This is a genomic window from Oceanobacter sp. 3_MG-2023, assembly GCF_030688925.1.
GTDB lineage: Bacteria > Pseudomonadota > Gammaproteobacteria > Pseudomonadales > Oceanobacteraceae > Oceanobacter.
The window spans coordinates 203,242-218,384 of the sequence record NZ_JAUYVX010000003.1; the positions used below are offsets into that span (position 1 = coordinate 203,242).

The 15,143-nt window shown below is 51.5% G+C and carries 14 protein-coding genes; 4 read left to right on the forward strand and 10 right to left on the reverse strand.

Annotation, left to right across the window (positions count from 1 at the left end):
- Nucleotides 1-32: 32 nt before the first annotated feature.
- Complete coding sequence (locus Q8W32_RS04305) at nucleotides 33-1,172, reverse strand: aminomethyltransferase family protein (RefSeq protein WP_303432949.1); 1,140 nt, start codon at nucleotides 1,170-1,172, stop codon at nucleotides 33-35.
- A gap of 500 nt (nucleotides 1,173-1,672) precedes the next feature.
- Between Q8W32_RS04305 and aroQ the strand changes: the two genes are divergently transcribed.
- Nucleotides 1,673-2,101: a type II 3-dehydroquinate dehydratase gene (gene aroQ / locus Q8W32_RS04310; protein ID WP_303432950.1), complete on the forward strand. Its 429-nt coding sequence runs from the start codon at nucleotides 1,673-1,675 to the stop codon at nucleotides 2,099-2,101.
- A 169-nt stretch (nucleotides 2,102-2,270) separates the two neighbouring features.
- Here the strand turns inward: aroQ and Q8W32_RS04315 are convergent, their stop codons facing one another.
- Nucleotides 2,271-2,486, reverse strand: a complete 216-nt coding sequence (locus Q8W32_RS04315) for a VF530 family protein (protein WP_303432951.1) — start codon at nucleotides 2,484-2,486, stop codon at nucleotides 2,271-2,273.
- A 374-nt stretch (nucleotides 2,487-2,860) separates the two neighbouring features.
- Nucleotides 2,861-3,268 carry an ester cyclase gene (locus tag Q8W32_RS04320; protein ID WP_303432952.1) on the reverse strand — a complete coding sequence of 136 codons (408 nt, stop codon included), beginning with the start codon at nucleotides 3,266-3,268 and terminating at the stop codon, nucleotides 2,861-2,863.
- A gap of 309 nt (nucleotides 3,269-3,577) precedes the next feature.
- Between Q8W32_RS04320 and nth the strand changes: the two genes are divergently transcribed.
- Nucleotides 3,578-4,213 carry an endonuclease III gene (gene nth / locus Q8W32_RS04325; protein WP_305413853.1) on the forward strand — a complete coding sequence of 212 codons (636 nt, stop codon included), beginning with the start codon at nucleotides 3,578-3,580 and terminating at the stop codon, nucleotides 4,211-4,213.
- A 216-nt stretch (nucleotides 4,214-4,429) separates the two neighbouring features.
- On the opposite strand, the gene Q8W32_RS04330 is transcribed toward nth, so the two are convergent.
- Nucleotides 4,430-5,611, reverse strand: a complete 1,182-nt coding sequence (locus Q8W32_RS04330) for an MFS transporter (RefSeq protein ID WP_303432954.1) — start codon at nucleotides 5,609-5,611, stop codon at nucleotides 4,430-4,432.
- A gap of 88 nt (nucleotides 5,612-5,699) precedes the next feature.
- Between Q8W32_RS04330 and Q8W32_RS04335 the strand changes: the two genes are divergently transcribed.
- Nucleotides 5,700-6,587, forward strand: a complete 888-nt coding sequence (locus tag Q8W32_RS04335) for a LysR family transcriptional regulator (RefSeq protein WP_303432955.1) — start codon at nucleotides 5,700-5,702, stop codon at nucleotides 6,585-6,587.
- Nucleotides 6,588-6,757: 170 nt separating this feature from the next.
- On the forward strand, nucleotides 6,758-7,162 hold the full coding sequence (gene gloA / locus Q8W32_RS04340) for a lactoylglutathione lyase (protein WP_303432956.1): 405 nt from the start codon (nucleotides 6,758-6,760) through the stop codon (nucleotides 7,160-7,162).
- A 114-nt stretch (nucleotides 7,163-7,276) separates the two neighbouring features.
- Here gloA and Q8W32_RS04345 read toward each other — a convergent pair whose 3' ends face one another.
- The 6 genes from Q8W32_RS04345 to Q8W32_RS04370 form a co-directional block, all read right to left on the reverse strand.
- The gene (locus Q8W32_RS04345) at nucleotides 7,277-7,867 is read right to left on the reverse strand and encodes a hypothetical protein (protein WP_303432957.1); all 591 of its coding nucleotides are present in this window, start codon (nucleotides 7,865-7,867) and stop codon (nucleotides 7,277-7,279) included.
- Nucleotides 7,868-8,133: 266 nt separating this feature from the next.
- Nucleotides 8,134-8,511, reverse strand: a complete 378-nt coding sequence (locus Q8W32_RS04350; RefSeq protein WP_303432958.1) for a c-type cytochrome — start codon at nucleotides 8,509-8,511, stop codon at nucleotides 8,134-8,136.
- Between the two features lie 323 nt (nucleotides 8,512-8,834).
- The gene (locus Q8W32_RS04355; protein WP_305413856.1) at nucleotides 8,835-10,199 is read right to left on the reverse strand and encodes a sodium:alanine symporter family protein; all 1,365 of its coding nucleotides are present in this window, start codon (nucleotides 10,197-10,199) and stop codon (nucleotides 8,835-8,837) included.
- A 488-nt stretch (nucleotides 10,200-10,687) separates the two neighbouring features.
- On the reverse strand, nucleotides 10,688-11,290 hold the full coding sequence (locus tag Q8W32_RS04360) for a peroxiredoxin (protein ID WP_303432961.1): 603 nt from the start codon (nucleotides 11,288-11,290) through the stop codon (nucleotides 10,688-10,690).
- Between the two features lie 214 nt (nucleotides 11,291-11,504).
- The gene (locus Q8W32_RS04365; RefSeq protein ID WP_303432962.1) at nucleotides 11,505-12,887 is read right to left on the reverse strand and encodes a sigma-54 dependent transcriptional regulator; all 1,383 of its coding nucleotides are present in this window, start codon (nucleotides 12,885-12,887) and stop codon (nucleotides 11,505-11,507) included.
- A 21-nt stretch (nucleotides 12,888-12,908) separates the two neighbouring features.
- Nucleotides 12,909-15,092 (reverse strand): ATP-binding protein, encoded by a 2,184-nt coding sequence (locus tag Q8W32_RS04370; protein WP_303432963.1) that lies wholly within the window; start codon nucleotides 15,090-15,092, stop codon nucleotides 12,909-12,911.
- Nucleotides 15,093-15,143: the final 51 nt, after the last annotated feature.

A 15,143-nucleotide genomic window follows, 5' to 3' on the forward strand; every position in this document is an offset into this window, starting at 1 on the left:
CGTCTGTCATAGCTTCAGCCCGGAAGGCTTGATCAGCCTTTCGCTACACGCTTTTTCTTCTCTGGATCATCAAACGGCAGAGTATGGGCAATGGCCGATACGTCAAGGCTGCCTTTGACCTGGAGCGGTGCGCCCTGTTTGGCGTAAGGCACTTCAAGACGAGCAATGGCCATGGAGCGGTCAGTCAGGCGCGAGTACATGGCACAGGTGATAACTCCGACTTTTTTGCCGTCAGCCCAAAGTTCGTCGCCTTCAGCAGCAGCTTCCTTGCCTTCCAGCAATACGCCAAAGATGCTGAAACGCTCTTTGCCCTTCAGGCGGAAGTGTTCGTAGGCACCACAGAATGCAGTTTTGTCCTTGGATACGGTGAAGTCCAGACCCAGTTCCCACAGAGTGTCGCCCGCAGGTTCGTTTTCGAACGGGTACATCTCGGAGTTATCAAACGGAAAAAACAGCAGATAGCTTTCGGTACGCAGCCAGTCGAGGGCGGTAAAGGAGCAAGGGATAATGCCAAATTCCTTACCCTGTTCCAGCACGTTGTCCCAGATCGTGGCAGCGTCAGCAGCTTTGCAGAAGATCTCGTAACCACGTTCACCAGTATAGCCAGTACGTGAAATCGTTACCGGGCAACCAAACAGGCGGGCGTGAGTATGGTGGAAATAAGGCAGATCACGGATGCCAGGAACATGCTCGGCGAGGAAATCCACCGCAGCAGGGCCCTGCAAGGACAAATCGTGCATATCGTCATCGAACAACACTGCGACCTGTTTGCCGAGCGCAGCCTGGGTCAGGCGTTCGTAACCGGTACCAGTACCATGCACCACCATAAAGGAGTTGGGGCCCATACGATAAATAACGCAGTCATCGATAAACTTGCCTGCTTCGTTCAGCATACAAGCGTAAACCGCTTTACCAGGATAGAGTTTGGAGATGTCACGAGTGGTCGCCCACTCCAGCAGGCTTTCCGCATGTGGACCAACATAGTGCACTTTCTTCAGACCCGATACATCCATCAAGCCCGCTTTGGTACGGATTGCTTCGTGCTCGTCGGCCAGAGTGTAACCACTGTTACTGTAGGTCCATGCTGTAGGCAGACCGTTCCAGTCTTCCAGGTTTGATCCCAGGGCTCGGTGTTTTTCCGCCAGTGCGGCGATACGCCATGAATTAGCCATTTGTTTCTCCGTTCGTGTAGACAGTACTTAATCCCTGCAAGGGAATTATTATTCCTGAGAGGAAAGGCAAGTTCCGGGCCATGGATTGCCAAACTGATGATTCCTATGAGGAAAAAAATATTTCTACCCGGATTTCACCCCAAAAATGACCGGATTACCGCTCACCGCACCCAATAGCCGCCTTATTTTAGGTCAACCAAGTACCAGATAGCATCATATTGGTGCATTAAATCAAGCAGTCAATGCAGTAAATATAGAGTGAGCAACAAGATGCACACGCTATAAATAAACGACAAACCATAAAACCTGTGCAACACGGCTCCCGTTTATTACACATCGACTGTCCGGTATCGCCGGTTCCCGGTGTTATGGCAGCAGTTTGAAAAACAACCCGATGCAGGTATCTGGCACAACCAGGCTGCGCCGCCGCCCGGATATCCGCTAAACTCCACTTCCACCAATCAGCAACAACGGCCCGTGGCCTACGATGGAATCAACCAATGAACAAAACTATTTACGTATTAAACGGCCCTAACCTGAACCTGCTGGGCAAGCGTGAACCAGAGATCTACGGCAACGAAACCCTGCAAGATGTTGAAAACAAGATGCGTCAGCGGGGTGCTGGGTTGGGCCTGACCATCAAGTTTTTCCAGAGCAATCACGAAGGTGAGATCATCGATCGCATCCATGAAGCGCGTGATCAGGCTCAGGGGATTATTATCAACCCAGCGGCCTATACCCATACCTCGGTTGCTATCCTCGATGCGCTGAACACCTTTGAAGCGGCAGTGGTCGAAGTGCATATCTCCAACGTCCATAAGCGTGAAGCCTTCCGTCATCACTCCTACGTCTCCTTGCGGGCCGACGCTGTGATTGCGGGTATGGGAACGCTGGGTTATCAGGTTGCTCTCGAATACTTTGCCCAGTAACCCCTGCGAGTTGCAGTGTCGGCCTGTACTGGCAGGCTTGTATTAATCCGGGGAAACAAACCGACAATACCTACACCTACCAATACCTGCCGGTGGGCACCGTAGCGGCTGTTATCTGAGCGCGGTTTCAAGCGCCAATACCAAACCCTCACCACGCTGTCCAAATACATCAGAAAGTAGACAGATACAGTGCTTCGACCTTACTTCTGGCCCATTCGGTTTTACGCAAGAATTTTAGCGATGACTTGATCGACGGATCACTTTTGAAACAATTGATATTGATCTCCTGCGCCAATCCACTCCAGCCATAATGCTCAACCAGACGCTTGAGTATGTTTTCCAGCGTCAGTCCATGCAGGGGGTTATTGGGTTGTTCGTGTGCCATGGGTGTTACCTCGCAGAAGCCAATAAAAAAACAGAGCGAAGTGTTAGTCCAAAGAGATCAAAGGTAAAGGGAACATCTATTTAATCCTGCACAACTCTGCGCGAGTGTTGCCGTTGTTCAGGGCAAGACGACGAATGCAGCGAAATGACGAGTCCTTTTCAAATTCGTCAACACCGCACTGGACGGCGGCAATCCGCGCCCTTCGGGGGCTGCCGGTAGCCCAGAGTGAGCACCGGATTAAATAGATGTCCCCTAAAGCAGAAACCTTGATAAAAACAACGGACAGGAACCTGCCTGGAATCAGACAGGAAAAGTAATAAAAGGACGGATGCTATTTAGCCAATGGCAAAACTGAATGCCGACTATTTCATCAGTCAAGCAACGGCGAGCTGCTGTTGCAAGTGAGCAATATCGATCATCAGACTGATATTACGTACCTTACCGCGCTGCAACGTCCAGGTAATTGCACAGGTAATACCAACCAGTTTCTGATTGGGCTGAAAGCCGAATACCGGTTTGACAAAGCTTCCGCAGATGGTCATTACACTGATAGCACGGTCGCCATCGGTCATAATGTCTTCAATCGCCAGATCAAAATCAGTGATCGCATTATGCAGGGTGTCGATCTCCTTGATAAAACCATCAATATCATTGGTTTCGAGAGACTGTGAGGCATGGTAAAGAAAGTCCCGACTTACCATTTGCTTCACAAGATTGAATCGACCTTTTCCCCAGGCATTATGTATAAATTGCTCAACGAGCATTTTATTATCGGTGGTCATTGCCTTTTCCGTGGGTTGTTACTTTCTGTGACAGCGGGCAGTGTAGATTTTGTATCGAAGTGTAACCACTCCATAGCCAAGAAAGCGTGACATGGTTCCGCTGGAGTTCACCTAACGGTACTGTTTCCCTCTGTAACGGTAGTCCATACACGACTAACCGGTTTCCAACCCTTTCATTCTCTTACTTAACACACCGGCCAACTCACACAAATATCACGTGATACACCTGCCGGTAACATTTACCGCTAGGCTGTCCACAAGGCTCATGGCACAGTAACCGCTCCCTGATACTAGCCCGACAACAGAACCATGAACAAAGCGAAACGCACCGAAATTTTCAGTCGTCTGCAGGCGGCCAACCCACACCCCAAAACCGAGCTGGAATACCGCACTCCTTTTGAATTGTTGATTGCCGTATTACTATCGGCCCAGGCAACGGATGTCTCGGTCAATAAGGCGACCCGTAAACTCTATCCGGTTGCCAATACGCCAGAAACACTGCTGGCACTGGGTGAAGAGAGACTAAAACAATACATCAAGACCATTGGCCTGTTTAACAGCAAAGCCAAAAACGTCATCAAACTCTGCGACATTCTGATCAATAAACACCAGAGCCAGGTACCGGAAACCCGAGAAGCCCTTGAAGCTCTGCCAGGCGTTGGCAGAAAAACAGCCAACGTCGTGCTTAATACCGCCTTCGGCCAACCGACGATTGCCGTCGATACCCATATTTTCCGGGTATCCAACCGTACCCGTATTGCCCCCGGCAAAGACGTCAACGAAGTAGAACAACGGCTCATACGGCTGGTGCCCAAGGAATTTCAACTGGATGCTCACCACTGGCTGATTTTGCACGGGCGTTATACCTGTGTTGCCCGTAAACCCCGCTGTGGTTCATGCTTGATTGAAGATTTATGTGAGTACAAACAAAAAACGTCCGACTGACAGACATGCCATCACATCATATCGGTCTGTGTTTTGCTGCATCTCCCGGCCCGGCTTCGCGGGTCGGAGTACGAAATGGTGCATATAAGTACTCCTCCCGCTCTCATTATCCGGCTCTGCATTTAGCCGTTTCAATGTCGGAGAGCCTGTGACAGCAGGTAGTCTCCAATCTTGAAGGCTTCATAACAGACCTTGGAGCCGGTCTCAAAAGTGAGTTTAGTCCGTTGCCAGTTTCGCTAATGAACGAGAGTCTAATACTCCCGAAATACGCGTCAGAATAATGGCCAGCGCCACAATCAAAGCCCCAATCCAGGGAGTATCCATTAACGACAAATCTTCGACTATCACACCACCCAACATAGAACCTGCTGCCACCCCAAGATTAAATGCGGCAATATTCAGCCCCGATGCCACATCCACTGCATTCGGTGTATAACGCTCCGCCAATTGCACCACGTACACCTGCAAGACAGGTACGTTACCAAAGGCAAAAGCGCCCCAGAACAATACCGTCAACACCGCCAGTGCCGGGGTATTCGCGGTAAAGGTAAAAATCAGCAGTACCAGCGTCAGAGCACAAAAAATAATACTCAGAGCCTTGATGGGTCCATGAGAATCCGCCAGCTTGCCACCCCAGATATTACCGACGGCAACCGACACACCATACACCAGCAGCACCAACGCAATCGCATTGGGTCCAAAGCCACTCACCTGCTCCAGAATCGGCGCAAGATAAGTAAACGCCGTAAAAGCACCACCATACCCCAGTGCCGTAATGAGGTAGACCAGTAATAACCGAGGCTCCATCAACACCTGAAATTGTTCACGCAACGTTGCTGGCGCAGATTGCACAAGATTCTTTGGTACCAGAACGGCACTTCCTATCAACGCAATAACACCCAATAACGAGACAGTCAAAAACGTAGCACGCCAACCAAAATGCTGACCAATCAAGGTACCCAAGGGTACGCCAGTGACCAACGCTATCGTCAGACCGGTAAACATAATCGCAATAGCGCTGGCCTCCTTGTCCTTGCTCACCAGACTGGTGGCAATGGTTGAGCCAATGGCAAAGAAAACACCGTGTGCCAAACCGGTAAGAATTCGCGCTGTAATCAGGCTTTCGTAACCCGGCGCTTGCCAGGCAGCCAGGTTACCCACCACAAACAATCCCATCAAACTCAATAACACGCTTTTACGAGACCAGCGCCCGGTCAAGGCCGTCAAAACCGGGGCGCCGATAGCCACCCCAACCGCATAAAGGCTGATCAGCAAGCCCGATGATGGCAACGATACGCCCAGGTCTTGAGCGATGGTGGGAATCAATCCGACAATCACAAACTCGGTAGTACCAATAGCAAATGCACTCAACGTGAGTGCCCACAAAGCGAGAGGCATGAAATAACTCCTGAATTAATTTGCAGAGGAGTATGGGCAAAGATAATATTGCAAAAAACATCACAATAAACAAAAAACTTTTGCACTTATGACAAATATATCCAAGACGGATGATCTCGTCATTCTACTGGCAGTTTTCGATCTCGGCGGCTTCTCGGCAGCAGCCAACAGCCTTGACCACCCTGTTGCCAAAGTCACCCGTGCCATTCAACGACTGGAGCAACGGCTCGACACCAACCTGTTCAACCGCACCACACGCAAAGTCGAACCGACCGAAGAATGTATAGACTTTGTGCAACAAGTGCGCAAAGGTCTGGAGTATCTGGAACACGCAGAAGAAACGCTGCAATTACGCAAACAGGCACCATCGGGCTGGTTACGGGTAGATGCCGCCAGTCCGTTTATACTGCATCAAATCGTCCCTCTGGTGACTGAGTTCCAGCAGCGCTATCCGCTGATTACCCTGGAATTGGTCTCTAACGAGAGTGTTATCGACCTGATCGAAAAACGCACCGATGTCGCGATCCGGATTGGCCAGCTTGACGACTCTAACCTGCATGCCATCAAGCTTGGCCGCAGCCCTCTGCGACTGGTCGCCAGTCCCAATTACCTCAAGGTTCATGGCACACCCCAATCTATACAAGACCTGCATCACCACCGACTTATCGGTTTTACTCGGGGCAGTACACTGAATCATTGGCCACTGTCAGATTCGTTTGAAATACGCCCATCCATTGCCGCCAGCAGCGGAGAAACGCTGTTGCAACTCTGCTTGGCCAACCAGGGAATCGCGCTGATTTCTAACTTTATGGTAGCGGCGGCATTGAAGAACGGCGCACTGGTTGAAGTACTGCCAGGAGTCATCAATCGGCACAGCCCACGCCAGGAAGTACATGCCGTGTTTTACCGCAACACCACCCTGTCGAAGCGTATTTCAGTTTTTATTGATTTTTTAGCAACTCGACTGAGTCTGTAAAATTAATACGGCAGCCGCAGTAATCTGCTGCCGCTGCGACACCCGGGTTGCCTACACACCACGCAGTGGTTCATGCTTGCCGAGGTGATTACGCCACGATAACTACCCAGCGTCCCGCAGAAGCGACGCATCATCACCATACCGACCCAACCGAATACAGAGAGGCCCCCATGAGAATGCTGCACACCATGTTGCGAGTAGGAAATCTGCAACGTTCCATCGATTTTTATACCCAAGTGATGGGCATGGACTTGCTGCGTCAGAACGATAACCAGGAATATCAGTACACCCTCGCCTTTGTGGGTTATCAACCCGAGAGTGAAGGCACGGTACTGGAACTGACCTATAACTGGGGCCAAAGTGAATACGATCTCGGCACCGCCTACGGCCATATTGCACTGGAAGTGGATGACGCGGCAGAGGCCTGTGAAAAAATCCGCGCCAGTGGTGGCAATATTGTCCGCGAAGCCGGCCCGGTTGCCGGAGGCAAAACCGTGATTGCCTTTGTTGAAGATCCGGATGGCTACAAGATCGAACTGATCGAAAAAACACCGGATTTCCCGATCGAGCTGTAAATAAACCTTGTGCCTTGCCTTCCCAAGGAAGGCGGCAAGCGATCGTCCGATTGACCGGTCGCTTGCGGTGTGGCCGCGGCGTTATGCTAAAACCCAGTGATTACTCACACCGGCTCAGACAGGCTGGGCAACGCCAGTCGTGGTGTTGCCCACAGCCGCAGTATCGGCTGTGGCACTGGCTGTCACATTGGCCGCGGCTTTTTTATTGGCCAGGGCATGCTGTTGGTCGCAGCTTGACTGGTCTTCTTCACATACCCGCCGCGTCAGGGCCAGAAAAGCCCCCAACGATGCCAGCAACAAGGAACAGGCCACCAGAATCGCAACCGGGTAATACAGATTACCGGCCAATTCCAGCTGGCTGTATTTGATGATCATAATCAGCGCTTCCAGCACCAGAGCAATACACACGGTACCAACAAAACGCGAAATCGTACGGCGCACACTGACAAAAACACTTTCCCCTTGCTCATCCGCAGTGTATTCCTTGCCGACCCCAACACCGAGTTCATACATGGCGAGGGCAATCACCAGGTTATTGATCGACTTGATAACATGAGTAATCAACTCAATTTCCGGATTCCCGACTCCCGAGAAAAAATCACTGACCGCAAGAAACACCAGCAGCAATGCGATCAAATGAAAAATGCCCGAAAACAACAGGGCGACCGCAGTTTTATACTCAAACAAGCGGGTACCTAACAGCATGGTAAAACCACCTCGACAATACTCAGAATAAAAATAATCCGGGCCTCACACAGGTCAGTACCGGCACTCATGACACATAGAATGCGATACCCCGGTTCGGCAGAGGTTCCCATAAATTCAGTTTGGGATAAGGCAGAGTGAAACATCAGGGCGGAGAGACCCCGGCAAAACAAACAGTAACCAGAGCAGATGGATACACCAGCTCAGCCCCACGGATACAGCGCATTCCCACCTGGGGCAGGGATGCGCATTTTGCTCAGACAACCTTACAGCGTTTTCAAATAAGCAATCAGGTAATCCTGCTCGGCCTTGTCGGTAATCGCGACATGACGCATACGGGTACCGGGTACCAAGGCTTCGTTATCCTGCACCCAGAGCCGTAACTTCTCTTCTGTCCAGCTAAACCCCGCAGCCCGCAGCGCATCCGAATACGCAAAGCGCGGCAAGGAGCCAGCCTGACGTCCAACAACGCCAGTCAGGCTTGGACCAAAGGTATTTTTGCTGGAATCTTCTGAATGACACGCATGGCAGTTTTGCGCGAAGACTACCTGGCCTTGAGCGGCACGCATGTCATCCCCGGCATTCGCCAGCGACGCAGCCAGAGTAGCGGCACACAATAGCACAGAACCCAATGACTTTTTCATAACAACACTCCTGATAGAGACGGGAAACGATGGAATCCATCCAGTGTATGCAGTCGTGTTTAATTGCCATCCTGTACTTCGGTACTGTTCCCGGGGCTCCTGTGAGACAGATCAATAAAATACGTATTTTGGTTTATTCAGGATTTACACCCGCGGGAAACGGGCGTTACCCAATGCGGCAGAGGCTCAACCCTGGCATCCAAATAAACCAGAGCATCAACCTGACTCACGCCATCAGATTGAATCAGACACAAGTCAGGCATCGCTTTTATCAACCGGTCAAGCACAGCAGCTGGCTGGCAACGGCCAGCCAGCAAGTCAGGTTACTTTGCTGTGCTGTTTGTGCTGTTAAAGTACTCACGGGCCAGACGGAAGACCACCGGGCTCAGCAATGCCAAAGCCACCAGGTTTGGAATCGCCATCAAGGCATTGAGAGTGTCCGCCAACAACCAGACAAAATCCATGCTGATCAGGGCACCAACCGGCACACTGAGAATCCAGACAATCCGGAATGGCATAATCGCTTTCACCCCAAACAAATATTCTGCACAGCGTTCGCCGTACAGGCTCCAGCCCAGAATTGTGGTAAAGGCAAACACCGCCAGCGCAATCGCCACCAGATAATTACCAACACCAGGTAATGCTTGAGCAAAGGCTGCCGATGTCAACGCCGCACCGGACTCTCCGGAAGTCCACAAACCAGAGGTCACAATCGCCAAACCGGTAATCGAACAAATAATAATGGTATCCAGAAATGTTCCCAGCATCGCAATCAGGCCCTGACGAACCGGGTCGGTCGTTTGTGAGGCTGCATGGGCAATCGGCGCAGAGCCCAGACCCGCTTCGTTAGAGAACACTCCTCGCGCCACACCAAACTGGATCGCAGCCCAAACCGCCGCACCGGCAAAGCCCCCTTCAGCAGCCGATTCGGTAAAGGCATACTGCATAATCAGGCCCAGCGCGGCGGGAATGGCTTCGACATTCACGATCAATACCGCCAACCCTGCACACAAATAACCGATCGCCATTAATGGCACCAAAGCACCGGCAACCGAGCCAATACGCTTGATGCCACCCAACAGTACAGCGCCTGTCAACACCATCAGAATCAAGCCGGTTATCCAGCTCGGCAGAGCAAAGTTGCTCTCCAGTACCGCTGCGACCGAGTTGGACTGCACCGTATTACCAATACCAAAACCGGCGGCCATACCAAAAACCGCAAAAGCGGTGCCCATCCAGGCCCATTTGGCACCCAGTCCGTTCTTGATGTAATACATGGGGCCACCAACATGATTGCCCTGTTCATCCACTTCGCGATACTTCACTGCCAGTACCGCTTCGGAAAACTTGGTCGCCATCCCGACCAGCGCGGTACACCACATCCAGAACAAGGCACCAGGCCCGCCCAGAAAAACAGCCGTGGCAACGCCGGCAATATTCCCGGTACCAACCGTTGCGGACATCGCCGTCATCAAGGATTGGAAAGGAGAGATATCGCCTTCTTGACTGTCTTCTTCGTTGGCCTGACGCCCCTGCCACAGCAAGCTGAACCCGGCTCCAATTTTAAAAATAGGTGCCAGTTTCAAGCCTATTTGCAAAAACAGCCCCACTCCCAGAATCAGCACCAACATCATTGGCCCCCAGACCACACCGTTGATAGCACCGACCCAACTGGTTAATACATCCATACTTATGCTCCGCCTTGATTACATTATTAAAATTCAAACAACGCCCCTTGCCTCACTGTCCAGCAGTCAAAAATCAATAGCCTTCAGTGGATATTTGAGCATCAATTGATGCGCAGTAAAGTAAAAGAATTGGTTTGGTAAATGGCTTCGAATTCGCTATTTTTTCAGTTTAATCAACTGAAAAATACGACCGATAAAGGAGATAAGCCCAAAAAATACCTGACAGCCAATAGAATCAACAATTATGACAATCTTCGTCCGTTATTGGGAGCCAGTTGGCAGTGGTGTGGGGATACATCGGTAATACGGCAAAACCGGTTCAACGGACACAGACGGATTTGGCACAACGGACGCAGGACGGAGCCGGCCCCAGGAAATTCAAAGCTGCAAAATCACCGTGATTCGCTTAACCAGCGCCCATAAAAATGCCGGGTAACCTCACGGCAACCCGGCACTTTCAATCAGGTGTAGTCCAGCTTAATGCAAGATTACAAACCGTCAGCAGACTCAGACAGATACTTGGCAACACCTTCCGGAGAAGCCGTCATGCCTTTATCGCCTTTGCTCCAGCCAGCAGGGCAAACTTCGCCGTGCTCTTCGTGGAATTGCAGCGCTTCAACCAGACGTACCAGCTCATCAATGTTACGACCCAGTGGCAGGTCATTGATGTTAGCCGCACGTACCATACCTTCCTTGTCGATCAGGAAAGCACCACGCAGCGCCACACCACCAGCGGTTTCAACGTCGTATGCTTTACAGATGGCGTGGCTTACGTCAGCCGCCATGGTGTATTTGACTTCGCCAATACCACCGTTATCGATGGCTGTGTTACGCCATGCGTTGTGAGTGAAGTGAGAATCGATGGATACGGAAATCACTTCAACACCCAGATCGCTGAACGTTGCCATACGCTTGTCCAGAGCGATCAGCTCGGATGGGCATACAAAGGTGAAGTCCAGCGGGTAGAAGAACACCAGGGCGTATTTGCCCTTGGTAGCTTCGGCGAAGTTGTATTCATCAACGATGGTTCCATCACCCAGTACGGCTGGAACTGTAAAATCAGGGGCTTGCTTACCTACCAGTACGCTCATATTTCTCACTCCATTTGTATTGAACATCTCAGCCGTGATCGGCCGTGTATCAAAATGATGCTGGGATCATACGCCACGCCAAGACACGGTCAAACCGGTGTTTGAATGAAAAGATCGAACGATTACTTTTTCCCATGCCTTTGATAGCAGCAGACTATCCCGGCTGTTTTGGTGGCTGTCAGCCCGATCTGGATGCCGCCCATGACAGCCTCTCTCAATCGCGATAATCCTGGGTGTTAATGCCGTAACGGTTGAGTTTCTGGTTGAAGGTACGGCGCTCAATACACAGGTCTTCCAGCACCGCTGCTACCTTGCCGTTATGTTCCGCCAGCTTGGAACGTATCAGCTTTTCTTCGTAGGCTTGCACCATATCTTTTAACGACTCCCCTGCGCCTACATCAAAGGTATTGTTGGTATCCAGTTCGATGGCGTTTTCGATATGTCGACAACCCCGGATGGCATAACGGGTAGCAACGTTGATCAGCTCCCGAACGTTACCCGGCCAGGAATATTGCAGCAGTACCTGACGGGTGTGAGAATCAGCCAGCCGATAATCGGTACCAAAATTGTCGCACTGTTGATGCGCGTAATACTCAAACAGCCGCTGGATATCCCCTTCCCGGTCTTTTAATGCCGGAATACGCAACTCCGCCACTTGCAGCCGAAAAAACAGATCCTGACGAAAAGCGGGGTTATTACGCAGCTCGTCCTTGGTCGCCGAGATCACCCGGCAATCGATGGCAATTTCCTGATTGGAACCAAGCGGGGTAATCAACTGATCGGATAACGCCCGCAGCAACTTAGCCTGAGTCGTCAATGGCAGACTTTCGATTTCATCCAGAAACAAGGTGCCGCCATTGGCGTGTTGCAGTTTGCCGGTACGGGCACTGCCGGCGTCGGTAAACGCGCCCTTGGCATGGCCAAACAATTCGGCCTCTGCCAGTTGCTCGGGAATGGCGGCGCAGTTGAGAGCAACAAACCGTCCGCTTGAGCGACGACTGAAGCGATGCAACGAGCGCGCAACCAGCTCTTTACCAACTCCGGTATCCCCATAAATCATCACGGGAATATCCATCGGCGCAAACTGCAGGACATCGCTGCGCAAGCGATGAATGGCCTGACATTGCCCGACGATCACCTGTTCGATGGCGGCACCATTTTCCAATGACTGATGAGCTTGTAATAAGTTAAGGGCATGAAGACGCTTATCCACGGCTTTTTGTACCGCTGCCAGCAGATAATCGGTATCAAAGGGTTTTTCGACAAAATCCGTAATGCCCTGCTTCATGGCATCGACGGCAATGGAGATATCACCATACCCAGTCATCAGAATAACCGGCAAATCCGGGTCAATTTTGAGTGCCTGACAGGCAAACTCAAAGCCGTCGGCATCGGGCATACGCAAATCGGTCAGAATGACCATTGGCTGATTCACCGTCAGCCGTTTCAGCAAAGCGGCCGGCGAGGCATAGGTACTGATACGTTGATACTCGACCGATAACAGGTCGGACGTATTGATCCGCACATCTTCGTCGTCGTCGATGATCACAATTTCAATATCGGCCGCACTCAGTGGCGACGCTTCAGTATCGGTCATTGAACAGCTTCTTTGTTATTGTCAGGGAACAGCCAAAGGCAATTGCAGGGTAAAGCGGGCACCGGTTTCAGCCCCATCATGACTGATGTTCTCAGCATGAATATCCCCGTGTTGCTGTTGCACAATCTCATACACAATCGACAACCCGAGACCAACGCCTTTACCCACTTCCTTGGTGGTGAACCAGGGGCTGAACAGATGCTCCATAACCGCATCATCCAAACCACCGCCATTATCTTCCACCACCAACTGAATATGACTGGCTGTTGCACTTAACTCAACCCGAATCCGGGGCGATGCGGTTTTTTCCAAGGCCTCCATGGCATTTTTCAGCAGATTAGAAACCGCCAGATCAAACTTGATAGCGCTCATGTTTACCCGGTTGGCCGGAGCCACCAGCCGATCGATCAATTCAATCTGGATCCCGCGCTCTTGCCATTGATCGTGATGCAAGTCGAGCATTTGCTGAATCAGGGTCGCCACATCCAGCAGGCCAATATGATTGCTGTCATCGTAACTGAAGCTCTTCAGTAACTGGATCACGTCCCGCATCTTGCTGCCCAGAGGTTTTAACCGGGCGGCGGATTCCATCGCCCCGGACCAGTTTTCACGCTTGACCTTGCCCTCAATGGCGGCCACGGAACTGTTGATCGCCGCCAGTGGCTGGCTCAGCTCGTGCACAATGGTGGCCGCCATATTCCCCAGCGCTGCCGCCTTGCTCTTTTGCAACAACTCTTGTTGTGCCACCTTGAGTTCACGTGTCCGTTCGTCAACAGTGGATGCCAGCGACGCATTCAGCTTGACCAGCTGTTCTTCGGCCCGCTTGCGCCGCACAATATTGATCAGCGTCATCAGGTAATGCTCGCTGTTATCGTAATCCACCCGGGCCAACGCAAACATTACCGGCACCGGCGATTCGCCAATACGTGTCCAGGTTTCAAAATACTGCGGCGTGCGCTGCAAATCGACCAGGTACGAGTCGAGCCCGTCGAGGGATTTCAAGCGCAGTAAATCCACTACATTGGCGACGCCGTTTTCATTAAAGGAAGCACCGGCCAGCAACAGGTTTTCGGCATAGTCGTTCATCGAGGTAATGCAGCCTTCGCCGTCGAATACCAGCACGCCGATGTGAATATGATCGATCAAGCGCTGCAAGTCTTCACGGCGACGAATTTCTGTCTGGCGCACTTTGGCACTGTAAACGGCCTTTTTCTGCCGCTCCCGCATCAGCAAATACCAGAAACAGCCCAGCAAACTGACAATAAAAAAACACGCCAGCGTCGGTAACAGTATTTGCCGGTGACTGACCACATGATGCAGCGTCCAGTCGGTACCATTCACAGGAAAATGATCCACCAGCCAGGTTTTACCATCCACTTTCCAGTAGTCCGCTCCTCCCGTTGGCAACATCGACAAGAAGGGGTCAGGCTGAAACAGCAGTTCATGATTTTCTTCCGGAAACTGGCGCTCGCGATACACCTGATTCAATTTTCGAATCGGCAACGGTGCTAACAGTCGATAGAGCCACTGGCTGTCCGACGCCAGGATAATGACACCATTGGCATCACTCACCAGCACCCGGTCATGACTGCTCTCCCAACTGTCGAGCAAGCTGGCCAATTCCAGCTTGACCACCACCACACCGATAATACGATCATCAACCCGTACCGGTGAGGATATAAAAAAGCCCGGTATCCCGGTGGTCATGCCTTTGGCGAAATAAAACTGCCGCTCTCCCGTCGCCATGACACGGGCGAAATACGGCCGAAAACCATAATTATGGCCCACAAAACTGCCGATTTTATCCTGATAGTTGCTGGCCGCTGTCACCCGTCCGTCCGGGCGCAACACATACACAATATCAGCACCGGAACGACGGGCCGAAAAGGCCAGCTCATTGTTGGTCGTGAGGTCGTCCAACGTGGACTCGGAATAGGCTGAACGCAAATGAGCAATTATTTTCTCATTGCGCGCCAGCAAGGCAGGCAGGTATTCAAACTGATCGATCGAGGCCCGTAATGATTGCTCAAAGACGGCGGCCGAACGGCGATTGTCGGCCGAAACAGAAGCGATTTTCAGGAAATAGAAAACCAGAGTCACCAGCGTAATCAGCGCCAGTACCATCCATAACCAGCGCCGTCCAACCGGTGCAAAAACAGACGAGGTTAATGGGTTTTCAGCAGCCGCAGCAGAAGAAACGTTCACAGTAGCCAGTACTCGGTTGATAGCAAACTCCGGCAGCTGCCGCTGCCGGAG

What these genes read in the sequence shown, in the direction of transcription:
- Q8W32_RS04305 (WP_303432949.1), bottom strand. Translation starts at nt 1,172, where the DNA reads ATGGCTAATTCATGGCGTATCGCCGCACTGGCGGAAAAACACCGAGCC.
- aroQ (WP_303432950.1), top strand. Translation starts at nt 1,673, where the DNA reads ATGAACAAAACTATTTACGTATTAAACGGCCCTAACCTGAACCTGCTG.
- Q8W32_RS04315 (WP_303432951.1), bottom strand. Translation starts at nt 2,486, where the DNA reads ATGGCACACGAACAACCCAATAACCCCCTGCATGGACTGACGCTGGAA.
- Q8W32_RS04320 (WP_303432952.1), bottom strand. Translation starts at nt 3,268, where the DNA reads ATGACCACCGATAATAAAATGCTCGTTGAGCAATTTATACATAATGCC.
- nth (WP_305413853.1), top strand. Translation starts at nt 3,578, where the DNA reads ATGAACAAAGCGAAACGCACCGAAATTTTCAGTCGTCTGCAGGCGGCC.
- Q8W32_RS04330 (WP_303432954.1), bottom strand. Translation starts at nt 5,611, where the DNA reads ATGCCTCTCGCTTTGTGGGCACTCACGTTGAGTGCATTTGCTATTGGT.
- Q8W32_RS04335 (WP_303432955.1), top strand. Translation starts at nt 5,700, where the DNA reads ATGACAAATATATCCAAGACGGATGATCTCGTCATTCTACTGGCAGTT.
- gloA (WP_303432956.1), top strand. Translation starts at nt 6,758, where the DNA reads ATGAGAATGCTGCACACCATGTTGCGAGTAGGAAATCTGCAACGTTCC.
- Q8W32_RS04345 (WP_303432957.1), bottom strand. Translation starts at nt 7,867, where the DNA reads ATGCTGTTAGGTACCCGCTTGTTTGAGTATAAAACTGCGGTCGCCCTG.
- Q8W32_RS04350 (WP_303432958.1), bottom strand. Translation starts at nt 8,511, where the DNA reads ATGAAAAAGTCATTGGGTTCTGTGCTATTGTGTGCCGCTACTCTGGCT.
- Q8W32_RS04355 (WP_305413856.1), bottom strand. Translation starts at nt 10,199, where the DNA reads ATGGATGTATTAACCAGTTGGGTCGGTGCTATCAACGGTGTGGTCTGG.
- Q8W32_RS04360 (WP_303432961.1), bottom strand. Translation starts at nt 11,290, where the DNA reads ATGAGCGTACTGGTAGGTAAGCAAGCCCCTGATTTTACAGTTCCAGCC.
- Q8W32_RS04365 (WP_303432962.1), bottom strand. Translation starts at nt 12,887, where the DNA reads ATGACCGATACTGAAGCGTCGCCACTGAGTGCGGCCGATATTGAAATT.